18 protein-coding genes and 4 tRNA genes are annotated in these 21,789 nt (G+C 59.2%); 18 read left to right on the top strand and 4 right to left on the bottom strand.

Annotation, left to right across the window (positions count from 1 at the left end; translation table 11 throughout):
- Positions 1 to 13 precede the first annotated feature (13 nt).
- From truA to ACYZTL_RS05865, 12 genes are all read left to right on the top strand, one after another.
- On the top strand, positions 14 to 838 hold the full coding sequence (gene truA, locus ACYZTL_RS05920; protein WP_461954272.1) for a tRNA pseudouridine(38-40) synthase TruA: 825 nt from the start codon (positions 14 to 16) through the stop codon (positions 836 to 838).
- A gap of 63 nt (positions 839 to 901) precedes the next feature.
- On the top strand, positions 902 to 1,525 hold the full coding sequence (locus ACYZTL_RS05915; RefSeq protein WP_461950987.1) for a phosphoribosylanthranilate isomerase: 624 nt from the start codon (positions 902 to 904) through the stop codon (positions 1,523 to 1,525).
- Between the two features lie 177 nt (positions 1,526 to 1,702).
- Complete coding sequence (gene accD, locus ACYZTL_RS05910; protein WP_214382092.1) at positions 1,703 to 2,623, top strand: acetyl-CoA carboxylase, carboxyltransferase subunit beta; 921 nt, start codon at positions 1,703 to 1,705, stop codon at positions 2,621 to 2,623.
- Positions 2,620 to 3,927, top strand: a complete 1,308-nt coding sequence (gene folC, locus ACYZTL_RS05905; protein WP_461950986.1) for a bifunctional tetrahydrofolate synthase/dihydrofolate synthase — start codon at positions 2,620 to 2,622, stop codon at positions 3,925 to 3,927. The genes accD and folC overlap by 4 nt, the downstream gene beginning before the upstream one ends.
- Positions 3,911 to 4,576 (top strand): SPOR domain-containing protein, encoded by a 666-nt coding sequence (locus tag ACYZTL_RS05900; protein ID WP_461950985.1) that lies wholly within the window; start codon positions 3,911 to 3,913, stop codon positions 4,574 to 4,576. The genes folC and ACYZTL_RS05900 overlap by 17 nt, the downstream gene beginning before the upstream one ends.
- A 99-nt stretch (positions 4,577 to 4,675) precedes the next feature.
- The gene (locus tag ACYZTL_RS05895) at positions 4,676 to 5,236 is read left to right on the top strand and encodes a CvpA family protein (RefSeq protein ID WP_017337640.1); all 561 of its coding nucleotides are present in this window, start codon (positions 4,676 to 4,678) and stop codon (positions 5,234 to 5,236) included.
- A 41-nt stretch (positions 5,237 to 5,277) separates the two neighbouring features.
- The gene (purF, locus tag ACYZTL_RS05890) at positions 5,278 to 6,783 is read left to right on the top strand and encodes an amidophosphoribosyltransferase (RefSeq protein ID WP_007935163.1); all 1,506 of its coding nucleotides are present in this window, start codon (positions 5,278 to 5,280) and stop codon (positions 6,781 to 6,783) included.
- Positions 6,784 to 6,861: 78 nt separating this feature from the next.
- Entirely contained in the window at positions 6,862 to 8,073 is a 1,212-nt protein-coding gene (locus ACYZTL_RS05885) for an O-succinylhomoserine sulfhydrylase (RefSeq protein WP_461950984.1), read from the top strand.
- Positions 8,070 to 8,846: an SDR family oxidoreductase gene (locus ACYZTL_RS05880; protein ID WP_461950983.1), complete on the top strand. Its 777-nt coding sequence runs from the start codon at positions 8,070 to 8,072 to the stop codon at positions 8,844 to 8,846. Before ACYZTL_RS05885 ends, ACYZTL_RS05880 begins: the two co-directional genes overlap by 4 nt.
- 236 nt (positions 8,847 to 9,082) lie before the next feature.
- Positions 9,083 to 9,158, top strand: a tRNA-Val gene (locus ACYZTL_RS05875).
- A 54-nt stretch (positions 9,159 to 9,212) separates the two neighbouring features.
- Positions 9,213 to 9,289: transfer RNA gene (locus ACYZTL_RS05870), tRNA-Asp, on the top strand.
- A 102-nt stretch (positions 9,290 to 9,391) separates the two neighbouring features.
- A tRNA-Asp gene (locus ACYZTL_RS05865) sits at positions 9,392 to 9,468 on the top strand.
- A gap of 491 nt (positions 9,469 to 9,959) precedes the next feature.
- On the opposite strand, the gene ACYZTL_RS05860 is transcribed toward ACYZTL_RS05865, so the two are convergent.
- Entirely contained in the window at positions 9,960 to 10,988 is a 1,029-nt protein-coding gene (locus ACYZTL_RS05860) for an IS110 family RNA-guided transposase (protein WP_461950982.1), read from the bottom strand.
- A 206-nt stretch (positions 10,989 to 11,194) separates the two neighbouring features.
- Between ACYZTL_RS05860 and ACYZTL_RS05855 the strand changes: the two genes are divergently transcribed.
- From ACYZTL_RS05855 to ACYZTL_RS05845, 3 genes are all read left to right on the top strand, one after another.
- Positions 11,195 to 11,704, top strand: a complete 510-nt coding sequence (locus ACYZTL_RS05855) for a sigma-70 family RNA polymerase sigma factor (protein WP_461950981.1) — start codon at positions 11,195 to 11,197, stop codon at positions 11,702 to 11,704.
- Positions 11,701 to 12,645 (top strand): FecR domain-containing protein, encoded by a 945-nt coding sequence (locus tag ACYZTL_RS05850; RefSeq protein ID WP_461950980.1) that lies wholly within the window; start codon positions 11,701 to 11,703, stop codon positions 12,643 to 12,645. The genes ACYZTL_RS05855 and ACYZTL_RS05850 overlap by 4 nt, the downstream gene beginning before the upstream one ends.
- Before the next feature lie 67 nt (positions 12,646 to 12,712).
- Positions 12,713 to 15,130, top strand: a complete 2,418-nt coding sequence (locus ACYZTL_RS05845; protein ID WP_461950979.1) for a TonB-dependent siderophore receptor — start codon at positions 12,713 to 12,715, stop codon at positions 15,128 to 15,130.
- Positions 15,131 to 15,383: 253 nt separating this feature from the next.
- Here ACYZTL_RS05845 and ACYZTL_RS05840 read toward each other — a convergent pair whose 3' ends face one another.
- The gene (locus ACYZTL_RS05840; protein ID WP_461950978.1) at positions 15,384 to 16,667 is read right to left on the bottom strand and encodes an NAD(P)/FAD-dependent oxidoreductase; all 1,284 of its coding nucleotides are present in this window, start codon (positions 16,665 to 16,667) and stop codon (positions 15,384 to 15,386) included.
- Positions 16,668 to 16,850: 183 nt separating this feature from the next.
- On the opposite strand from ACYZTL_RS05840, the gene ACYZTL_RS05835 reads away from it, so the two are divergent.
- The 3 genes from ACYZTL_RS05835 to ACYZTL_RS05825 all read left to right on the top strand — a co-directional run bounded on the left by ACYZTL_RS05835 (position 16,851) and on the right by ACYZTL_RS05825 (position 19,347).
- Positions 16,851 to 16,927: transfer RNA gene (locus ACYZTL_RS05835), tRNA-Val, on the top strand.
- Positions 16,928 to 17,174: 247 nt separating this feature from the next.
- A complete protein-coding gene (locus tag ACYZTL_RS05830; RefSeq protein ID WP_461950977.1) occupies positions 17,175 to 17,366 on the top strand; it encodes a hypothetical protein in 192 nt (63 codons plus the stop codon).
- 298 nt (positions 17,367 to 17,664) lie between these two features.
- Positions 17,665 to 19,347, top strand: a complete 1,683-nt coding sequence (locus tag ACYZTL_RS05825) for a SulP family inorganic anion transporter (protein ID WP_461954271.1) — start codon at positions 17,665 to 17,667, stop codon at positions 19,345 to 19,347.
- A 28-nt stretch (positions 19,348 to 19,375) separates the two neighbouring features.
- Here the strand turns inward: ACYZTL_RS05825 and ACYZTL_RS05820 are convergent, their stop codons facing one another.
- Together ACYZTL_RS05820 and ACYZTL_RS05815 are read right to left on the bottom strand one after the other, a co-directional pair.
- Positions 19,376 to 19,819, bottom strand: coding sequence for a potassium channel family protein (locus tag ACYZTL_RS05820; protein ID WP_461950976.1), 444 nt, complete (start codon positions 19,817 to 19,819; stop codon positions 19,376 to 19,378).
- A 300-nt stretch (positions 19,820 to 20,119) separates the two neighbouring features.
- Positions 20,120 to 21,763, bottom strand: coding sequence for a sensor domain-containing diguanylate cyclase (locus tag ACYZTL_RS05815; protein ID WP_461950975.1), 1,644 nt, complete (start codon positions 21,761 to 21,763; stop codon positions 20,120 to 20,122).
- Positions 21,764 to 21,789 lie beyond the last annotated feature (26 nt).

Genomic DNA, 21,789 nt, shown 5'->3' with positions numbered 1-21,789 from the left:
CCCGGCCGCCGAAATGGCGGCTGACGGCTTTTTCCGCATCGCCTTGGGCGTTGAATACAAAGGCTCGCGCTTTCGCGGCTGGCAGCGTCAGGCGTCCGGTGTGCTCACGGTGCAGGAAACCCTGGAAAAGGCCTTGTCCAAAGTCGCCGACTCACCGGTGTCGCTGCTCTGCGCCGGGCGCACGGACGCGGGCGTGCATGCGTGCGGGCAGGTGGTGCACTTCGACACGCAGGTCGAGCGTTCGATGAAAGCCTGGGTCATGGGCGCCAACATCAACTTGCCCCACGATGTCAGCGTCAGTTGGGCCAAGGTCATGCCGGCGCATTTCCATGCGCGGTTCAAGGCCATCGCCCGGCGCTATCGCTACGTGATTTACAACGATCAGATTCGCCCGGCGCACCTCAACGAAGAAATCACCTGGAATCACCGTCCCCTCGACGTCGAGCGCATGGCTGAGGCCGCGCAATACCTGGTCGGCATCCACGACTTCAGCGCTTTCCGCGCGGGCCAGTGCCAGGCGAAGTCGCCGATCAAAGAATTGCATCACCTGCGCGTCACGCGTCACGGCAAGATGATCGTGCTGGACATCCGCGCCAGCGCCTTCCTGCACCACATGGTGCGCAACATTGCCGGTGTACTGATGACCATCGGTGCCGGCGAGCGTCCGGTGGAGTGGATGAAAGAAGTGCTGGAGAGCCGGATTCGCCGTTCCGGCGGGGTGACGGCGCATCCATTTGGCTTGTATCTGGTGCAGGTCGAGTACCGTGACGAGTTCGAATTGCCCGAGCGTTACATCGGTCCACACTTCCTGACCGGTTTCGCCGAACTTGACGGCTGACGCCCTCGAATGCATTTGTTACCATCCGGGACTTTCCCGGATTTGCCCTGAGGTTTTATCGACATGTCAGCCGTTCGCAGCAAGATTTGCGGGATTACCCGCATAGAAGATGCGTTGGCGGCGGTCGAGGCCGGGGCTGATGCCATCGGATTTGTGTTTTACGCCAAGAGCCCACGGGCCGTGACGTTCCAGCAGGCGCGCGACATCATCAAGGCGCTGCCGCCGTTCGTGACCACCGTGGGTTTGTTCGTCAACGCCAGCCGCTGCGAGTTGGGCGAACTGCTCGACGCCGTTCCGCTGGACTTGTTGCAGTTTCACGGTGACGAAACCGCAGCCGACTGTGAAGGCTGGCACCGGCCGTACATCAAGGCGTTGCGGGTCAAAGCCGGTGACGATATCGCGGCGGCATGCGATGCATTTCCGAGCGCCAGCGGTATCCTGCTCGACGCCTATGTTGAAGGCGTGCCCGGCGGAACCGGCGAAGCATTCGACTGGTCTCTGATACCGCAAGGCTTGAGCAAACCGATCATCCTCGCGGGCGGCTTGACGCCGGACAATGTCGCCGAGGCGATTGCCCGGGTCCGGCCTTACGCCGTGGACGTCAGCGGTGGGGTAGAGGCAAGCAAGGGCATCAAGGATCACGCAAAGGTTCAGGCATTCATTAACGCGGTACGTACGTCGATGTGACGGCTGGCACACTGCTGCCGTCCACAGGCATGGCTGAGGGTTTTTGGGTTGTACGCAGGTCACGTTTAGCTGATCCGGCATCCCACCGATCATCGCCACACACATGAATTTAGCTCAAGGGCATACGCGGGGCTGCGAACCAGAGCGTTCGGGCCGCCGGTACTGGAGAAAGTAAGCATGAGCAACTGGTTAGTAGACAAACTGATCCCTTCGATCATGCGTTCCGAGGTCAAGAAGAGCTCGGTGCCTGAAGGTCTGTGGCACAAATGCCCGTCTTGCGAGGCAGTGCTGTATCGTCCGGAGTTGGAAAAGACCCTGGACGTTTGCCCCAAGTGCAACCACCACATGCGTATCGGCGCTCGCGCCCGTATCGACATTTTCCTCGACGCCGAAGGCCGTAACGAGCTGGGCGCGGACCTGGAGCCGGTCGACCGCCTGAAATTCCGTGACGGCAAGAAGTACAAGGACCGTCTGACCGCTGCCCAAAAGCAGACCGGCGAAAAAGACGCACTGATCTCCATGAGCGGCACGCTGCTGGGCATGCCGGTGGTGGTTTCGGCCTTCGAATTCTCCTTCATGGGCGGTTCCATGGGCGCCATCGTCGGTGAGCGCTTCGTGCGCGCCGCCAACTACGCCCTGGAAAACAAATGCCCGATGATCTGCTTCGCCGCTTCCGGTGGTGCGCGGATGCAGGAAGCCCTGATTTCCCTGATGCAAATGGCCAAGACCTCCGCGGTGCTGGCGCGTCTGCGTGAAGAAGGCATTCCGTTCATCTCCGTGCTGACGGACCCGGTCTACGGCGGCGTTTCCGCCAGCCTGGCGATGCTCGGCGACGTGATCGTCGGTGAGCCGAAAGCCCTGATCGGCTTCGCCGGTCCACGCGTGATCGAGCAGACCGTTCGCGAAAAACTGCCGGAAGGCTTCCAGCGCAGTGAATTCCTGCTGGAGCACGGCGCGATCGACATGATCATTCACCGTCAGGAACTGCGTCCGCGCCTGGGCAACCTGCTGGCGCAACTGACCGGCAAGCCGACGCCGAAATTCGTCGCCGCGCCGATCGAGCCGATCGTGGTTCCGCCGGTGCCTGCAAACATATGACCCAACGCACCCTTGGCGAGTGGCTCGCCTACCTTGAGCAGTTGCACCCTTCGGCCATCGACATGGGGCTGGAGCGCTCGCAACAGGTAGCGTCCCGCATGGGGCTGGGTAAGCCGGCGCCTCGGGTGATCACGGTCACCGGCACCAACGGCAAGGGTTCTACCTGCGCATTCGTGGCTTCGTTGCTGCGGGCGCAGGGTCTGAAAGTCGGTGTCTACAATTCTCCGCACCTGCTGCGTTACAACGAGCGGGTGCAGGTCAACGGCGTCGAAGCGACTGACGCCGAGCTGTGCGAAGCCTTTGCTGCGGTAGAGGCTGGCCGTGGCGAGACTTCCCTGACGTATTTCGAGATGGGCACCCTGGCGGCGTTCTGGTTGTTTCAGCGGTCCGGACTTGACGCTGTGGTGCTGGAAGTCGGTCTGGGCGGGCGTCTGGACACGGTCAACGTGGTAGATGCCGACATGGCGCTGGTGACCAGCATTGGCGTTGATCATGCGGACTATCTGGGTGATACCCGTGAGTCCGTGGCGTACGAAAAAGCCGGCATCTTCCGCCAGGGCGCGCCTGCGCTCTGTGGTGACCTGAATCCTCCTCAACCTCTGCTGGACAAGGCGCGCGAGCTTGCTTGCCCGTTTTTCCTGCGTGGGCGCGATTTTGACCTCGGTGTGACCGATCACAACTGGCAATGGCGCGGTCTGGACGCTCAAGGGCGTGCGGTCGAATTGCGCAATTTGCCGTTGCTCGACCTGCCGATGGAAAATGCCGCACTGGCATTGCAGGCTTATCTGCTGCTTGGTTTGCCTTGGGTGGATGCGCAAATTATTGATGCCCTGAAAACCACGAGAGTTGTCGGGCGTCTCGATCGCCGACAGTTCGACTGGCAGGGCAAGCGTCTGAACCTGTTGCTGGATGTGGGGCATAACCCCCATGCGGCCGAGTATCTGGCCCGTCGCCTGGCGAGCCGACCACCGGTCGGCAAACGTCTGGCCGTATTTGGATTGCTGGCGGACAAGGATCTGGATGGTGTTGTCGGCGAATTGAATGCTAGTGTCCAGCACTGGGCCGTTGCGCCGCTGGATTCGCCGCGGGCGCGACCGGTAGCTGAATTGCACGGGGCGTTGCAGAACCTTGGTGCTTCGGTAACGTCCTATGACAGCGTGACCGCCGCCCTGGAAGGGCAGTGCGCGCTGGCGACGAGCAGCGACGAGATTCTGTTGTTCGGATCATTTTATTGTGTCGCCGAGGCCCTTGAATGGCTGGCCCGGCGCTCCACGGAGGAAGCGGCAAATGGCATTGCTGGATAAGGCTTACAAACAGCGCATGGTCGGCGCCCTGGTGCTGGTGGCGCTGGCAGTGATTTTCCTGCCGATGCTGTTTTCCCGGCAGGATGAACAGCGTCAGGTCACGGTCGACGCGCCGGCTGCGCCGCAGGTGCCTTCGGTGCCGCAGGTTCAGGTTGAGCCGGTGGTCGTGCCCGAGCCTCAAGCCTTGCCACAAGAGCCCGTGCCGAGTGATGACGACATCGCACAGCAGGAAGAGCCAACGATGCCGATCGCGTCGACTGCGCCCGCCGCTCATGCGCCTGCCGCAAAATCGGTAACGCCGCCTCCGGCCCCGGCTCCGGTCAACAAGCCGACGACGGCACCTGGCCAGCCGATTACCGCCGCACCGGGCAAGCCGGACACCACGCAAAGCCGCGTCGACGCCAATGGCCTGTCGGTCAGTTGGTCGGTGCAACTGGCCAGCCTGTCGAACCGTGCAAGTGCGGAAAACCTGCAAAAAACCCTGCGCAGCCAGGGTTACAACGCCTACATTCGCACGGCTGACGGCAAGAATCGGGTGTTCGTCGGGCCACTGATCGAGCGCGCAGAGGCCGATCGTCTGCGTGACTTGTTGAACCGCCAGCAGAACCTCAAGGGTTTTGTAGTGCGCTTCCAGCCTGAGCGCGGTTGAAAACTATCGCTCCGATTTGAAATGCACTGACAATCGCAGCTTACCGATAAGCATGGGCTCTGCTAAAATGCGCCGCCTTATCCGTCTGTAGGCTGCACTGTGCCATTTACCTGGGTTGACTGGGCGATCGTTGCAATCATCGCCATCTCCGCATTGATCAGTCTGAGCCGCGGCTTCGTCAAGGAAGCATTATCGCTGGTGACCTGGATCATCGCAGGAGTCGTCGCCTGGATGTTCGGTGGTGCATTGTCCGAGTACCTCGCCGGATACATCGAAACGCCATCGGCTCGCGTGATCGCGGGCTGCGCAATAATGTTTGTCGCCACGCTGATCGTAGGCGCAATGATCAATTATCTTATCGGCGAATTGGTTCGCGTTACCGGATTGTCCGGGACCGATCGATTCCTCGGCATGGCCTTCGGCGCCGCGCGTGGCGTGTTGCTGGTGGTCGTGGCGGTCGGGCTGTTGAGCCTGGGGCCGGTACAGCAGGACGGGTGGTGGCAACAGTCGCAGCTCGTGCCAAAATTTCTATTGGTTGCAGACTGGTCCAAAAACCTGATCCTCGGGTGGAGCAGTCAGTGGCTTGCCAGCGGTATCAGCGTACCCGCTGAAATACCGTTCAAGGAGCACCTCTTGCCGACGGCCAAAACGCCTCAGTGAGTGGTATTCAGTTCAGATCCATTAAGTAGGGGTTGCGTCGCATGTGTGGCATCGTCGGTATCGTCGGTAAGTCGAACGTCAATCAGGCGCTGTATGACGCGCTAACCGTCCTCCAGCACCGCGGCCAGGACGCTGCCGGTATCGTGACCAGCCATGACGGCCGGTTATTCCTGCGCAAGGACAATGGCCTGGTGCGTGACGTGTTCCATCAGCGTCACATGCAGCGTCTGGTCGGCCACATGGGCATTGGCCATGTGCGTTATCCGACCGCTGGCAGCTCGACTTCGGCCGAAGCTCAACCGTTTTACGTCAACTCGCCTTACGGCATCACCCTGGCGCACAACGGCAACCTGACCAACGTTGAACAGCTGGCCAAGGAGATTTACGAATCTGACCTGCGCCACGTCAACACCAACTCCGATTCGGAAGTGCTGCTGAACGTGTTCGCACACGAACTGGCCCAGCGCGGCAAGTTGCAGCCGACTGAAGAAGACGTGTTCGCCGCCGTGACTGACGTGCACAACCGTTGCGTGGGTGGTTACGCGGTCGTGGCGATGGTGACCGGTTACGGCATCGTCGGTTTCCGCGACCCGCACGGCATCCGTCCGATCGTCTTCGGCCAGCGTCACACCGACGAAGGCGTCGAGTACATGATCGCCTCCGAAAGCGTGTCCCTGGACGTGCTCGGTTTCACCTTGATTCGCGACCTGGCCCCGGGCGAAGCGGTCTACATCACTGAAGACGGCAAGCTGCACACCCGTCAGTGCGCGACCAACCCGTCCCTGACCCCATGCATCTTCGAACACGTCTACCTGGCGCGTCCGGACTCGATCATCGACGGCGTGTCGGTCTACAAGGCCCGTCTGCGCATGGGCGAGAAGCTCGCCGAGAAGATCCTGCGCGAGCGTCCGGATCACGACATCGACGTGGTCATCCCTATTCCGGACACCAGCCGCACCGCTGCGCTGGAACTGGCGAACCACCTGGGCGTCAAGTTCCGCGAAGGCTTCGTGAAGAACCGCTACATCGGCCGGACCTTCATCATGCCGGGCCAGGCCGCACGGAAGAAGTCCGTACGCCAGAAGCTCAACGCCATTGAACTGGAATTCCGCGGCAAGAACGTGATGCTGGTGGACGACTCGATCGTTCGCGGCACCACCTGCAAGCAGATCATCCAGATGGCCCGCGAAGCCGGCGCCAAGAACGTCTACTTCTGCTCCGCGGCACCGGCGGTTCGCTACCCGAACGTCTACGGCATCGACATGCCGAGCGCTCACGAGCTGATTGCTCACAACCGTTCGACTCAGGACGTCGCTGACCTCATCGGCGCTGACTGGCTGATCTATCAGGACTTGCCTGACTTGATCGAAGCGGTGGGTGGCGGCAAGATCAAGATCGACAAGTTCGATTGCGCGGTGTTCGACGGCCAGTACGTCACCGGCGACGTCGACGAGGCTTACCTGAACAAGATCGAGCAGGCGCGCAACGATGCCTCCAAGGTCAAGACGCAGGCAGTCAGTGCGATCATTGATCTGTACAACAACTGAGTAACTACCGGCCCTGAGGGGCCGGTTTTGTATCTACTAAAAACTCTCTATATCAAGAGCAGGGCAAGGAGTGACAGCATGAGTCAGGATTGGGATGCCGGTCGGCTGGACAGCGACCTCGAAGGCGTAGCGTTCGATACCCTGGCCGTACGCGCCGGTCAGCACCGCACGCCGGAAGGCGAGCACGGTGATCCGATGTTCTTCACTTCCAGCTACGTATTCCGTACCGCTGCCGATGCGGCCGCCCGCTTTGCCGGGGAAGTGCCGGGCAACGTTTATTCGCGTTACACCAACCCCACCGTTCGCGCGTTCGAGGAGCGCATTGCCGCGCTGGAAAGCGCTGAGCAAGCGGTGGCCACCGCCACCGGCATGGCCGCAATCATGGCTGTGGTAATGAGCCTGTGCAGCGCTGGCGACCATGTGCTGGTGTCGCGCAGCGTATTCGGTTCGACCATCAGCCTGTTCGAGAAGTACTTCAAGCGCTTCGGCATTGAAGTCGATTACGTGCCTCTGGCGGACCTGTCCGGCTGGGATACGGCGATCAAGGCCAACACCAAATTGCTGTTCGTCGAGTCGCCGTCCAATCCGCTGGCCGAGTTGGTGGACATCGCCGAATTGTCGAAAATCGCTCACGCCAAAGGCGCGATGCTGGTGGTGGACAACTGCTTCTGCACACCTGCGTTGCAGCAGCCGCTGAAGATGGGCGCTGACATCGTCGTGCACTCGGCGACCAAGTTCATCGACGGCCAGGGCCGTTGCATGGGCGGCGTTGTGGCCGGTCGTAGCGAGCAGATGAAAGAAGTCGTTGGGTTCCTGCGCACCGCCGGGCCAACCTTGAGCCCGTTCAATGCCTGGATTTTCCTCAAGGGCCTGGAAACGCTGAGCCTGCGTATGAAGGCGCATTGCGCCAACGCGCAGCAACTGGCCGAGTGGCTGGAGCAGCAGGACGGTATCGAGAAAGTCCATTACGCCGGCCTGAAAAGCCACCCGCAACATGAACTGGCTCAGCGTCAGCAGAAAGGTTTCGGTGCGGTGGTGAGTTTCGAGGTCAAGGGTGGCAAAGAAGGCGCTTGGCGCTTTATCGATGCGACCCGGTTGATTTCGATCACCGCCAACCTCGGCGACAGCAAGACCACCATCACCCACCCGAGCACGACCTCTCACGGCCGTCTGGCACCGCAGGAGCGTGAAGCGGCGGGCATTCGTGACAGCCTGATCCGTATTGCGGTCGGTCTGGAAGACGTGGCCGACCTGCAGGCGGATCTGGCGCGCGGGTTGGCTGCCTTGTGATCGAGTTGTCCGCGCCGACTACCGGTTCCTATGGCCGTGTTGCACTAGTGACCGGTGCTGCGCGGGGCATTGGCCTGGGGATCGCGGCCTGGCTGATCAGCGAAGGCTGGCAGGTGGTGCTGACGGATCTGGATCGGGTACGCGGTTCGAAAGTGGCGAAGGTGCTGGGCGACAACGCCTGGTTCATCGCCATGGACGTTTCGAACGAAGGGCAGGTGGCGTTGGGCGTTGCCGAGGTGCTGGGGCAGTTCGGGCGTCTGGATGCGCTGGTGTGCAACGCGGCAGTGGCCGACCCGCACAACATCCCCCTGGAAAGCCTTGATCTGGCTTACTGGAATCGGGTGCTGGCAGTGAATCTCAGTGGGCCGATGCTGTTGGCCAAGCACTGTTCGCCGTACCTGCGTGCTCACAGCGGTGCGATCGTCAACCTGGCCTCGACCCGCGCTGGACAGTCGGAACCCGACACGGAGGCTTATGCGGCGAGCAAGGGCGGGCTGTTGGCCCTGACTCACGCGTTGGCAATCAGCCTGGGGCCGGAAATTCGCGTCAATGCCGTCAGTCCTGGCTGGATCGATGCGCGGGATCCCTCGGTACGCCGTGCCGAACCGCTGACCGAAGCCGACCATGCGCAGCATCCGGCGGGCAGGGTAGGGACGGTCGAGGACGTGGCGGCGATGGTTGCGTGGCTCTTGTCGAAGAATGCGGGTTTCGTCACGGGCCAGGAGTTCGTGGTCGATGGCGGCATGACCAAGAAGATGATTTACAGCGAATAACAGAGCGGGGCTGTCTTCAGCATTGATGTTGAATGTGCCGCCGCTTTCGCGAGCAAGCCCGCTCCCACATTGGAACCCGGTCAACTAATGTGGGAGCGGGCTTGCTCCCGAAAGCGGTCTGACGTTCGCCGACTTCGTCAGGAATGACACGATTTTGTCTTTTTCAGAAAAACTTCAATCCTGCTATTGACTTAGCTTCGTTAGGTGCGTAAATTTCGCGGCCTCGGAGAAGCAAAGGGTGATTAGCTCAGCTGGGAGAGCGTCTGCCTTACAAGCAGAATGTCGGCGGTTCGATCCCGTCATCACCCACCACTTCTTGAGAGTCTTGCGAAAGCAAGATGGAAGCTGAAAAGCCTCCACCGACGCGCAGCGGTAGTTCAGTCGGTTAGAATACCGGCCTGTCACGCCGGGGGTCGCGGGTTCGAGTCCCGTCCGCTGCGCCATATTTTCCGAGTCAGGTTCGCCCTGATTCGAGATTGAAAGAGAGATTGAAAAGTCTCGGAGCTTTCAATCAGACGAGTTAGGACGCAAGTCCAAAGCGATACGCAGCGGTAGTTCAGTCGGTTAGAATACCGGCCTGTCACGCCGGGGGTCGCGGGTTCGAGTCCCGTCCGCTGCGCCATATCTGCCTCAAGGCCCACTGAACGCCTTGGAGCTACGAAGGAAACCACTGGTTTATCTTCGAGTCGATAGCAAAGACCCTGGTCGAAAGACCGGGGTTTTTTGTGTCTGAAATTTTACTTCTCTGAATCTGAAGCACAGCCCCTGTAGGAGCGAGCTTGCTCGCGAAGAACGATCAGACGACGCGGGCTTACAGAAGCGCTACGTCATCGTTGAGGTTCTTCGCGAGCAAGCTCGCTCCTACATCTATGGTTACCCCCTTTTCTGCAATACTGTTTTTGATACGTGTTTGGCTTGCTTTCATCTATCCGGCGTCTGAGTGGGGGGGTGTCCCCGCGCCTCGATGAGAATCGATGCCCAACGACCCTAATTAGTGGAACGGCCTTTCAGCCGTGTAGGAGCCCAGGGTTGTCGTCAGGCCGGTTGGCCGTTCACGTCATCAGTTATCCAGCATCGCAAAACCAGGTGGGTGGTGCTCGGGTGACAGCGGGGTCAGGCGTTCATCGCGGCTGGCCCCGCATCGAATTCAGTGTGGTGGGCTGCAATCGCCCAAGCGATTCGGGCCAGCTTGTTGGCCAACGCACAGACCACAAGGTTGGAGTGATGGCGGGACGCCAAGAGCTGGCGGACCCAGTCCGCCAAAGCGCCTTTTTGTCGATCCAGCTGTATCAAGTACACGCGGGCGCACTGGATGAGCAGGCGTCGCTGGTTTCGATCGCCACGTTTGCTGATACCCAGCAGCACGGTTTTGTCGCCCGTGGAATGTTGTTTGGGCACCAATCCGATGGAGGCCGCATAGCCGCGCCCGCATTTGAACTGCTTGCCATCACCGAGCTCGGCAGCCAGGGCGCTGGAGGTGATCGGGCCGACACACGGCATGGTCATCAAACGCGCCGCCAGATCATCTTCAGCGGCCTGGCATTCCACGTCTTTATCCAGCGCTTTGACCTGCCCATCCAGGTAATTGAAGTGCCCATGCAGCAGCATCAGATTTTTCTTGATGCGTTCAGAAAATGAACTCACCTCAAGCAACGCTGGAAGCTCTTTGATGGCTTTGAAGCCGGCGGCGAGACTGACGCCCACCTCCAGCAGGGCGGCGTGAATCCGATTGACGGTCGCCGTGCGGTCTTTAATGAACGACTCACGTAGCGAATTGGCCATGGCCAGCGCCTGCTGGGCTTGGGTTTTGGGTGGTACAAAACGCATCGTGGGCCGGGTCGCCGCCTCGCAGATCGCTTCGGCATCAGCGAAGTCGTTTTTGTTGCTTTTTACGTAAGGACGCACCAGATGAGGGGCAATGAGCTTGGGTGTATGCCCGAGCCTGGCGACCTCTTGCGCCATGAAGTGGGCGCCGCCACAGGCTTCCATCACGACGGTGCAGGGCGCGAGATTTGCGAGGTGCTGCGTGAGCGCCACCCGCGTAAATTTTTTACGGTAAAGCTCATGGCCGCGATCATCTTGCGCATGCAGGTGAAAGGTATGTTTTCCCAGGTCGATGGCGGCGATAGCTACGTTGTTCATGGCAATGATCTCCGATGAGCCCCCTGTGAAGGTTAGTGGGCGATCACAGGGGGCGGTGGGGGTAGCCATTTCATTAGGGGGGAGTGTGCCGTCTCACAATTCACACCTTTCTGCTCGGTCCGTGCATAAAGGGCTTCCTTCGCGACACCGACATTAATTAGAATCACTCTCATTTACGGTAACTCCTTGGCACAGGGCTTCTTGAGATGAGTGATGCAGTGATGCCGAAGGAGCAAACCCTTCACGACCTGTACCGCGATCACCGTGGCTGGCTTGAAAGCTGGTTGAGAAGACGCATGGGCAACGGCTGTGATGCGGCGGACCTGAGCCAGGACACGTTCCTGCGTTTGCTCGCCAGTTCCCAGCGGATCGCCGACCTGCAAGAACCCCGTGCCTATCTGCTGACCGTGGGCAAACGCCTGCTGAGCAATTTCTACCAGCGTCGCAGTCTGGAGCAGGCCTATCTGGCCGCGTTGGCGTCGATGCCCGAAGAGTGCGCGCCATCGCCCGAGCAGCGCTGGCTGCTGCTGGAAACCCTGCAAGCGCTGGACGAACTGCTCGATGGACTGCCGAGGGCGGTGCGCCGGGCCTTTCTCTGGAGTCAACTCGAAGGCTTGAATTACCAGCAAATTGCCGAGCGTCTGCAGGTGTCCGAGCGCACGATCAAACGCTACATGGCGCAAGCTTACGAGCATTGCCTGTTGGTGGAACTGTGAGCAGTCAAACGTCCGATGCCCGTCAGGCTGTGCGTGCTGCGGCGCAGTGGCTTGCGTTGCTGGAATCTGGCGGCGCCAATGAGCAGGATCGAGCGAATTTACAGCGTTGGCGTGATACGTGTGCCAGTCACGAGCAGGCCTGGCAGAAGGCGCAAGCCTTGCGTCAGCGTTTCGCCGATCTGCCTTCAGGGCTGGCGTTGAGTAGCCTGGATCGTCCCGATCCGGGTCGTCGCGTGGTGCTCAAGCGTGCATTGGGCGCCGTGGCGTTGGTGCCGACGGCCTGGCTGATCAGCCGACAATTGCCTCTGGATGTCTGGCGTGCCGACCTGCACACCGCCACCGGCGAGCACAAAAAAGTACAGCTCGCCGATGGCAGTTCCTTGCAACTCAACACCGCCAGCGCCGTCGATGTGGATTTGCAGAGCCGTCGCGTGAAATTGATCGAGGGCGAACTGTCGCTGAAGGTGCCGGGTGCGGCGCCGATGATGATCCAGACCAGGTTCGGAAACGTAATCGTCAGCCAGAGCGAAATCTGTGTTCGTCAGGATGCGCACGGCTGCCGGGTGTCGGTGTTCAATGGTTCTGTGCAGTTGCAGCCCTTGCAAGGTCCGGCCTTGGCCTTAAGCGCTGGTCAGCAGGTCAATCTTCAAATCGCGGGTGCCGGAGCGATCACGCCATTCGATGCGCTTGCTCCAGGTTGGCGCGAAGGTGTGCTGATGGCGAAGAACCAGCCGCTGGGAGATTTCCTGCGCGAACTCGGCACTTACCGACCGGGCGTTCTGCGTTGGGAGCCGGAGCTGGAAACACTGCGCGTCACCGGCAGTTTCCTGCTGGACGACACTGATCGCGTCCTCGCGCTGCTCGCGGCCAGTCTGCCGCTGGAGGTGCATTTCCGAACCCGTTACTGGGTCACGTTGCGGCCGCGTAAAAATAGTGTGTGAAGCCTGTCCCCTTTTTTCGGCTCGCTTGTCATTCAAGGCATGTGAACGAATCAAGAGAGCCATTTCAATGTCCGCAACTTGCAATCCACGCCCGGCTTCTTTCCGCCTGCGTCCGTTGTTGCACCTGAGCCTGTTGTTGAGCCTGAGTGCCAGTCCATTGTTCATAACCGCCAGTTGGGCCGACAACAGTGCCCGGCGCAATTATCAGGTGCCTGCCGGCAGCCTGAGCGATGCGTTGACCCGTTTCGCCGGGTTGGCTGGCGTCAATCTCTCGGTAGACCCGGCACTGGTGAGCGGTCGCAACAGCGCCGGTCTGTCCGGCGAATACGCCGTGGAGGAGGGCTTTGCCCGGTTGTTGCAGGGTTCCGGCCTGAAACTGCAACCGGTGGGCGAACAGGCTTACATCCTGACCCCGGCGCCAGAAGGCAGCAGCCTGCAACTGGCTCCCACCTCGATTCTTGGTGCTACAGGCGGGGCGGATGGCGAAGTGTATGCCGGCGGCCAAGTCGCGCGCCGCGGTTCGCAGGGCTTGCTGGGCTCGAAAGACTTCATGGAAACGCCGTTCAGCATGACCACTTACACCAGCCAAGCGGTCAAGAACCTGCAGGCGCGTACCCTCGGCGACCTGATCGCCAGCGATCCCTCGGTTCGCGCCACCAACCCGGTCGGTGGACGTTATGAGCAATTCACCATTCGCGGGTTCAGCCTGTTCAACAGTGATGTCGCCTACAACGGTCTCTACGGCGTCCTGCCGACCTACACGATCGACATGGAGATGGCCGACCGCGTCGATATCATCAAAGGCCCGAGCCAGCTCATCAACGGCATCTCGCCACGGGGCGCCGTGGGTGGCGGGATCAACGTGGTGCCCAAGCGTGCGACTGACAAGCCGATCACTTCGTTTACCGGCAACTACGCGTCCGACAGCCAGACCGGCGGTGCCGTGGATGTCGGCAGGCGCTTCGGTGAAGACAACAAGTTCGGTATCCGTTTCAACGGCGTGAAGCAGTCCGGCGACACCGAATGGGATCGTCAGAATGTCGATCGCGAGATGGCCGTACTGGGCCTGGATTTTCGCGGTGAACGCCTGCGACTCTCGACCGACCTCGGGCGCACCGAGCGTGATACCGACGCCCCTCAGGAGCGCGTGCAGGTCGGCGCCAACGCGCAGGTTCCGCATGCCAGCGATGTACGTCACAACTATGCGCAGCCCTGGAGCAAGGCGAGTACCAACGACACGTTCGGCACGGTGAACGGCGAATTCGATGTCAGCGATAACGTCATGTTGTACGGTGGTGTAGGGGCGCGCGAAAGCAATCATGACTTCCTCCGTCATGCCGTTGCGGTCACCAACAACAAGGGCGACTTCAGCGTTCAACCCCGTGACTTCACCCGCGACGAAAATGTCCGGACGGCTACTGCCGGGGTGCGCAACTGGTTCCACACCGGCCCGGTGAGCCATGAGGTCAACCTGGCCGCCAGCTATTTCTACATGGACTTCGAAAATGGCGGCGCCCGTTATGCTGCGGCCAACAGCAACCTCTACAACCCCGTGGAAACACGGACGCCAGTCAGGCCCACTCGACTCGATTCGAAGGTCTACACCGAGAACCGCTTCAGCGGCGTGGCGTTGTCCGACACCCTGGGTTTCTTCGATGACCGGCTGCTGCTGACCCTCGGCGCTCGCTGGCAGCGCGTGAAGGTCGACGACTGGACCGATGATGTCAAAGGCGACACCGCCTACGATGAGGAAAAGGTCTCGCCGTCGGGCGGCATCCTGTTCAAGGCGACCGACAAGTTGTCGCTGTATGCCAACTACATGGAAGGCCTGAGCCAGGGCAAGATCGCGCCGTCGACCTCGATCAACGAAGACGAGATTTTCCCGCCGTTCATCAGTCGCCAGGTCGAGGTCGGCGCCAAGTATGACGCAGGTGCATTTGCCGTGACCGCCGCTGTGTTCCGGATCAAGCAGCCGGCCTACGAGACCAACGCCACGACGCGCGTCTTCGGCCCGAACGGCAAGCGCCAGAACGACGGGGTGGAACTGAGTGTGTTCGGTGAGCCGCTCAAAGGTTTTCGCTTGCTCGGCGGCGTCATGTACATCGACAGCGAGTTGACCCATACCACCAACGGCACCTTCGACGGCAATCGTGCACCGGCCACGCCGAAATACAACGTCAACCTGGGCGCCGAGTGGGACGTGCCGACCGTGCAGGGTTTGACCCTGACCAGCCGTGGCATCTACTCCAGCTCGCAGTTTCTGGACCAGTCCAACAACAAGGAAATCGACTCGTGGGAGCGTTTCGACGTGGGCGCACGCTATGCGTTCAAGGTCGAGGAGAAGAACATCACCCTGCGGGCCAATATCGAGAACGTGGCAGACAAGCGCTACTGGAGTTCGGCCGGGGCCTCGGATGACAGCGAGCCTGGATTGACGCTGTCGACGCCACGAACCTACCTGCTTTCGGCGACGGTCGACTTCTGAACCGAACCTGTGGGAGATTCTATGTTGCAGGGCAAGCCCGCTCCCACAGTGGTCGGAGATGAACACAGATTTTTGAACAACGGTGATCCCTGTGGGAGCGGGCTTGCCCGCGAAGGCGTCGCGTCAGCCGATATAAATGTTGATGGACACACAGCTTTCGCGAGCAAGTCGGATCGCCGTACCGCCGCGCCCTCAAAGGATTCTTGATGTCTGAAAAAAAGTCCGCTTCAAGCGGCCCTTTGCACATCTGTCGTCAGAATCCGAGCTTGTCCCGCAAGCCGTAATACCAGGCCCCCAACGCCGCAAACGGCGTCCGCAGTAGTTGCCCGCCGGGGAATGGGTAGTGCGGCAGATCGGCAAACGCATCAAAACGCTCAGCCTGACCGCGCAACGCCTCGGCCAGCACCTTGCCCGCCAGGTGCGTATACGTCACGCCGTGGCCGCTGCAACCCTGGGAATAGTAGATGTTGTCGCCCAGGCGCCCAACCTGCGGAAGACGCGACAGGGTCAGCAGGAAGTTACCGGTCCAGGCGTAATCAATTTTCACGTCCTTGAGTTGCGGGAACGCCTTGAGCATCTTCGGCCGGATGATCGCCTCGATGTTCGCCGGATCTCGCGCGCCGTAGACCACGCCGCCACCGAAAACCAGACGCTTGTCGCCGGTCAGGCGGTAATAGTCGAGCAGGTAATTGCAGTCTTCGACGCAGTAATCCTGCGGCAACAAGCTCTTGGCCAGTGCCTCGCCCAATGGTTCGGTGGTGATTACCTGAGTTCCGCAAGGCATCGACTTGGCCGCCAGCTCCGGCACCAGATTACCGAGATAAGCGTTGCCCGCCACGATGATGAACTTGGCCCGGACTCTACCCTGAGGCGTGTGCACCACCGGGTTCGCGCCACGCTCGATACGCACCGCCGGCGACTGTTCATATATGGTGCCGCCCAACGACTCGATCGCCGCCGCTTCGCCGAGTGCCAGGTTCAGTGGATGAATGTGCCCGCCGCTCATGTCGAGCATGCCGCCCACGTATTGGTCACAGTTCACCACTTCGCGGATGCGCTTCTGATCCATCAGCTCAAGCTGCGTGTGACCAAAACGCTCCCACAGACGCTTCTGCGATTCCAGATGGCCCATCTGCTTGGCGGTGATGGCGGCGAACACACCGCCGTCCTTCAGGTCGCACTGGATGTTGTATTTGGCGACCCGCTCACGAATGATCCGCCCGCCCTCGAACGCCATCTGCCCCAACATCTGCGCCTGCTTGGGACCCACGGTGCGCTCGATCACATCGATGTCGCGGCTGTAACTGTTAACGATCTGGCCACCGTTGCGGCCTGACGCGCCAAAACCCACCTTGGCGGCTTCCAGCACCGTGACCTTAAAACCGTTCTCCAGCAAAAACAGGGCAGAGGACAGGCCGGTGTAACCGGCACCGATCACACAGACATCAGTCTCTACGTCACCCTGCAAGGCCGGGCGCGGCGGAACCGCATTGGCCGATGCAGCGTAATAGGACTCTGGGTAGGGGGTGTTAGCCATCCTGCAGCCTCTGTTTAATATATTTTACGAGTGCGCCGATCCTACCCGAGTTAAAAATCGACCGCCAGCCACCGCAAAATCTTCTTTACGGCGGCGAAATTAAATATTTTGCATATTCATAGGGTTAGCTCGAAAAAAGGTGTTGACACCCCTCCGGAATTCCGTAGAATGCCGCCTCACAGCAGGCACGTAGCTCAGTTGGTTAGAGCACCACCTTGACATGGTGGGGGTCGTTGGTTCGAGTCCAATCGCGCCTACCAAACAAAATCCGCTCTGCTGGGCGGTCTAGAAGGGCTCACCGAAAGGTGGGCCCTTTTTTGTTGTCTTGAATTCACGCAGAACGTTCACAAAATATAGGCTTCGTTCACACTGGGCAATGTGAACGCCTAAAGAGTCCGATTCTCTCCCTCCTATATCTCGATACTCTTCACCACCTGTCTTCTCCCACTTGAGCAACCATATTCCAATCTGTACTGTGCGTATATACAGTAAGCGGTGCGTGGTGTGATGGACGACGATCTGATTGATGATTCGGGCTTTGACTCGGGAATACCCACCCACGCGGAAATGCTGAAACACCAGTGTGATTTGCTGTGTGCTGAGCTGGAGACGACGCGCCGGGACCTGAGTAAGGCCAGCAAGAACATTGCCGGACTGATTGTCATGTATCGAGGATGCCGAAGGAGCTTGCCGCTCTGAAGGTTGAGCATGAGCGTGTTCAGTGGAGGTTGAAGTCCTGCTTGCCGAATCGGCCTTCAGCTTTGCTGCTGGAGGTCTTGTGCGTCATGACCCACTTTGAACCTGGGGCGAAGGCCTCCGAGAGTCCCCAGCCGGGCTAAGCTGTGATATTGCGCGCAGCGCGCGCCTGGCAACCATTGATGCAGATCATGACGACGGTCTTGTTAATCTGGTTGGCTTTACGATGAGGAAAAAGGTAAGGAAAGTGAAAGGAAGTCATTCAGTATTTCCTGTAGATGAACCCGCCGAGAGAGGCAGTGTGGAACCGCATCTGAAGACATTGAAAGCAGCTCACTCCGGCACCGCTCCCCTTCGCCTCGACGCAGTATCGGGGCTCACGGCTGCCGCAGTCGTACTACCCAAAGCAATGGCCTACGCGACAGTCGCGGGTCTACCTGTTGCCGTCGGCCTGTATACGGCCTTCGCCCCGATGTTGATCTACGCACTCCTTGGGACGTCGCGCGTACTCAGTGTCAGCTCCACTGCTACGCTGGCGATTCTGGCCGGTGCGCAGATCGGTTTGGCCGTACCGGACGGCGCCCCAGAGAAGCTGATCACGGCAAGTGCAACGCTAACCGTGTTGGTTGGCACGATGCTGCTCCTGGCGCGAATAATACGCCTGGGATTTCTCGCGAACTTCATTTCCTCCCCGGTATTGAGCGGCTTCAAAGCGGGGGTCGGGCTTGTCATCGTGCTGGACCAGGTGCCCAAACTCCTCGGCCTCCACATCGCAAAGCACAGTTTTTTTGTCGACATCCTCAACATAGCGCATCACGTGCCGGAGAGTTCCCTGATCACGTTCGCGGTAGCGGTGGTGGCGTTCCTGATGCTCATCGCGATGGAGCGCCTGTGGGCACATTCGCCTGCGCCATTGATTGTGGTCGGTGTCAGCATCGCCGCCTCATGGTACTTCGGCTTACAGGCTCTGGGAGCTTCGACGGTCGGCGTGATTCCACAAGGGTTACCATCATTTACGTTGCCTGATCTCGCGCTGATCAAGCAGCTGTTACCGGGTGCGCTTGGGATCGCGCTGATGAGTTTTACCGAAACGATTGCGGCGGGGCGCGCATTTGTCCGGCCAGGCGATCCCCCCATCGATGCGAACCGCGAGTTGATCGCAACCGGTCTCGGCAACCTTGGTGGTGCTCTGCTCGGCGCGATGCCTGCCGGTGGCGGCACCTCACAGACGGCTGTTGTACGTGCCACTGGTGGGCAGTCTCAGGTGGTCTCGATCGTCACTGCTTGCGCGGCTTTTGCCACGATGCTGCTGCTATCCGGGTTACTCGGGCTTCTACCTCACGCCACACTGGCCGCTATCGTCATCTACTACTCGGTCGGGCTGATTCAGCCGCGAGAGTTCCTGGCTATTCGCAAGGTGCGTCCAATGGAGTTCCACTGGGCGCTCGTTGCCATGGTGGGCGTGCTTTTGTTTGGCACGCTTCAGGGGATCACTGTGGCAATCATCGTATCGTTGGTCAGTTTGGCCTACCAGACCGCCCGCCCGCACGTGTATGTCCTTGGTCGCAAGTGTGGCACCGACGTGCTACGCCCCTTGTCAGAAGACCACCCTAATGACGAGACTTTTGAGGGACTGCTGATTGTGCGGCCGGAGGGACGCCTGTTTTTTCTCAACGCTGACTATGTGAAGGAACAGATTATCGCGCTGGAGAGACAGTATCAGCCGCGAGTGGTTGTCTGGGACATGAGTGCGGTGCCCGATATCGAATACTCGGCACTGCAGGCGCTGATAGAGGGCGAGAAAAGCTTGGCCGAGCTGGGCACCAGTCTCTGGCTGGCGGGGTTGAATCCCGGCGTACTTGAGATGGTGCGACGTGCAGGGTTCGACGAGAGACTTGGGGGCGAGCGTATGTTGTTCAATGCCCATGCAGCGATCGAGCGCTATCAAGCACAGAAATCTACTCTGGCGGGTGACGCGCAGTAGCTCAGGTGTTGGAGGCGCAGTTCAAACGTCACCTGGACTTGTGGTGGTCGGCTGTCGTGTGGAAAAACTGATAAATATGATTGACCACAGCGAAGAAGACACCTGTGGATAAACCGCACATAAGGATGCCGGTCAAGCCTTCCATCAACCCGAACAGACGCCAGGGTTTCCCCAGCACCACGTCGCCGTAACCAATCGTCGCATAGGTCACCCCAGAGAAATAAAACGCCGTTTCGAGATCGGGCAGACACCCCTGCCACACATAGAATGCCCCCCAGATCGAGATCGCCATCAAATGCAGCAGAACCATATAGCAGGCAACCCACACCAACCGCATGCTAATGGCCCCTAGTCGCGTCATAAGAACATTTCCCCTGTGGTCCAGAAACTTAAGCAACAGGGCCAGACCGACTGCATGCAAGCCCACGGTAATGGCCGCCAGCCCCCATGCGAAAAAGATGCTTGAATACATCAAGTGCTCCTCCAAGATGTTACCCCGACCGACCAAGAGCCAGAATCCAACCGCTCACTTGCGCACAGTCCCTGAGCGAGCGGCTGAACATCCTTCCACCGGAAAGGTACGCCGCGTCAGCTCAGCAAAAACCGCCACTAATGCCATTAAAACGCCATCCTGGCATCGAGCAAAACCGGGTGTTTGACCGACATCAACAAAAGCCGCTGGCAGTTGAGGATAGATGGGTGGCCTTCGCGAGAGACTGCAAACGACCGATTATGTTGAATAAGTCCAGCGGTATGACCACCACCGGAGAGGCTACTCACCACCTGAGAGGTTACTCAGCCTTTCGTTGACCTTTGCGGCTCTGTTATTAGGTTCGTTTGTGATAACACTCATATTTCTTCCGCTGGTTTTGGCTGCATAGAGAGCCTTATCAGCGGCACCGATCAAGGCTTTGGGTGAGTCATCTACTGTTGGACTACATGCACTTACCCCAAGGCTGACCGTGACGATGCCCTGGGCACTTTCGCTGTGCTCGATTCCCGCTTGCTGCACGGCACGCCGGATTTTCTCTGCCACCAGAAATGCCCCCGCAGAGTCAGTGCCAGGCAACACCACGGCAAACTCCTCGCCGCCATAGCGAGCGGCGAGATCGCCGGGCCGTTTGATGTTCGCTCCTATGATCGCGCTGATGCTGCGTAGACACTCGTCTCCGGTCAAATGACCGTATCGATCATTGAAACGTTTGAAGTCGTCGACATCGATCATCAGTAACGCAAGGCTCCCTTGGCTGCGTTTGGCGCGCCCCATTTCTGCACGAAGGAAAAGGTCGAACTGGCGCCGGTTTGCCAGCCCAGTCAATGCGTCCTCCAGCGCCAACAACTCAAGCGTTCGATTGACCTCAATCAATTTTTTTTGAGTGCCCAGCAATTCGTTCTGAATATGATTCTGCCCCTTCATCAGCCTGATAAAGCGATAGCCGAGCACACCTAGAATTGCTATCAGCAAAGCAACTATCGCCGCGCTCAGCAGCGACTCTTGCCGCCAGTTCGCCAATACTTCCTCCTTATCGTGAGCTGTAAAAATGATGAGTGGATATTCATCGACTCGCCGAAAACCCACTACTCGTTCCACACCGTCCATATTGGATTTAACAATTGCCGAGCCAAAAGGTCCCTTGGGTAAGAGCAAGAGTTGCATGTAGAGCGGACCTTTGGCGACGTTGGTATCGATTTCAGCTTCGTTAAACGGGCGGCGGACCACGATCCTGGCATCGTCGGATATCAAACTGATGGCCCCATTACCGCCGATATCGATGCTGTTGTAGAGCTTGAGAAAATGATCGAGGTACAGGGTTGCCACCACTACACCGGCAAAACTGCCATCAGCATGATTGATCCTGCGAGACACCGGAATGACCCATTCGCCCGTGGTGCGACTTCTTATCGAGTGCCCAATATGCGGACCAAGCTCAGGATGGTCGCGATGAAAGATAAAATACTCGCGGTCGGAATAGTTGGTGCTTGATGGGGTGAACTTACTCGAACTCGCTACCGACTCGCCTTTTTCGTTATGGATGAACAGGCCGTGTAACTGAGGCAGTTCATTGCGCTGGGCATTGAGCAACAGTCCTAATCGGGGTAACTGGTCGCGGCCCATACCATCGATTTCAAGGCGCTCTACCAAGCTGAACAAAACGGTGTCGGCCTGCTTGATCGACGCTTGTGCCTGGGATGACAGGGTTTGCGCAAGGTTTGACATCGCTACTTCTTTGTCATGCAAACGATACTGGCGCGAGTTCCAGCCTTCCCAGATAGCCACCGCCACCAAGGACATGCATACGGCCATCAGAAAGAGGATTGCAGATCGAACCTTGAGTCTTGCCACAAACTGCTCAGCCGTTTCGGGCCCGATGCCCTTTATCTCAGCGAGACGAACTGCGAAAGGCTGATGAGGCATGATGCTTCCTTAATAGTATTAATACG

The sequence above is a fragment of the Pseudomonas sp. LB3P81 genome (assembly GCF_054897965.1).
Note: the sequence above shows the minus strand (reverse complement) of the source record. Positions and strands in the feature narration are given on the sequence as shown.

What these genes read in the sequence shown, in the direction of transcription:
- truA (WP_461954272.1), top strand. Translation starts at nt 14, where the DNA reads ATGGCGGCTGACGGCTTTTTCCGCATCGCCTTGGGCGTTGAATACAAA.
- ACYZTL_RS05915 (WP_461950987.1), top strand. Translation starts at nt 902, where the DNA reads ATGTCAGCCGTTCGCAGCAAGATTTGCGGGATTACCCGCATAGAAGAT.
- accD (WP_214382092.1), top strand. Translation starts at nt 1,703, where the DNA reads ATGAGCAACTGGTTAGTAGACAAACTGATCCCTTCGATCATGCGTTCC.
- folC (WP_461950986.1), top strand. Translation starts at nt 2,620, where the DNA reads ATGACCCAACGCACCCTTGGCGAGTGGCTCGCCTACCTTGAGCAGTTG.
- ACYZTL_RS05900 (WP_461950985.1), top strand. Translation starts at nt 3,911, where the DNA reads ATGGCATTGCTGGATAAGGCTTACAAACAGCGCATGGTCGGCGCCCTG.
- purF (WP_007935163.1), top strand. Translation starts at nt 5,278, where the DNA reads ATGTGTGGCATCGTCGGTATCGTCGGTAAGTCGAACGTCAATCAGGCG.
- ACYZTL_RS05885 (WP_461950984.1), top strand. Translation starts at nt 6,862, where the DNA reads ATGAGTCAGGATTGGGATGCCGGTCGGCTGGACAGCGACCTCGAAGGC.
- ACYZTL_RS05860 (WP_461950982.1), bottom strand. Translation starts at nt 10,988, where the DNA reads ATGAACAACGTAGCTATCGCCGCCATCGACCTGGGAAAACATACCTTT.
- ACYZTL_RS05855 (WP_461950981.1), top strand. Translation starts at nt 11,195, where the DNA reads ATGAGTGATGCAGTGATGCCGAAGGAGCAAACCCTTCACGACCTGTAC.
- ACYZTL_RS05845 (WP_461950979.1), top strand. Translation starts at nt 12,713, where the DNA reads ATGTCCGCAACTTGCAATCCACGCCCGGCTTCTTTCCGCCTGCGTCCG.
- ACYZTL_RS05840 (WP_461950978.1), bottom strand. Translation starts at nt 16,667, where the DNA reads ATGGCTAACACCCCCTACCCAGAGTCCTATTACGCTGCATCGGCCAAT.
- ACYZTL_RS05830 (WP_461950977.1), top strand. Translation starts at nt 17,175, where the DNA reads ATGGACGACGATCTGATTGATGATTCGGGCTTTGACTCGGGAATACCC.
- ACYZTL_RS05820 (WP_461950976.1), bottom strand. Translation starts at nt 19,819, where the DNA reads ATGTATTCAAGCATCTTTTTCGCATGGGGGCTGGCGGCCATTACCGTG.
- ACYZTL_RS05815 (WP_461950975.1), bottom strand. Translation starts at nt 21,763, where the DNA reads ATGCCTCATCAGCCTTTCGCAGTTCGTCTCGCTGAGATAAAGGGCATC.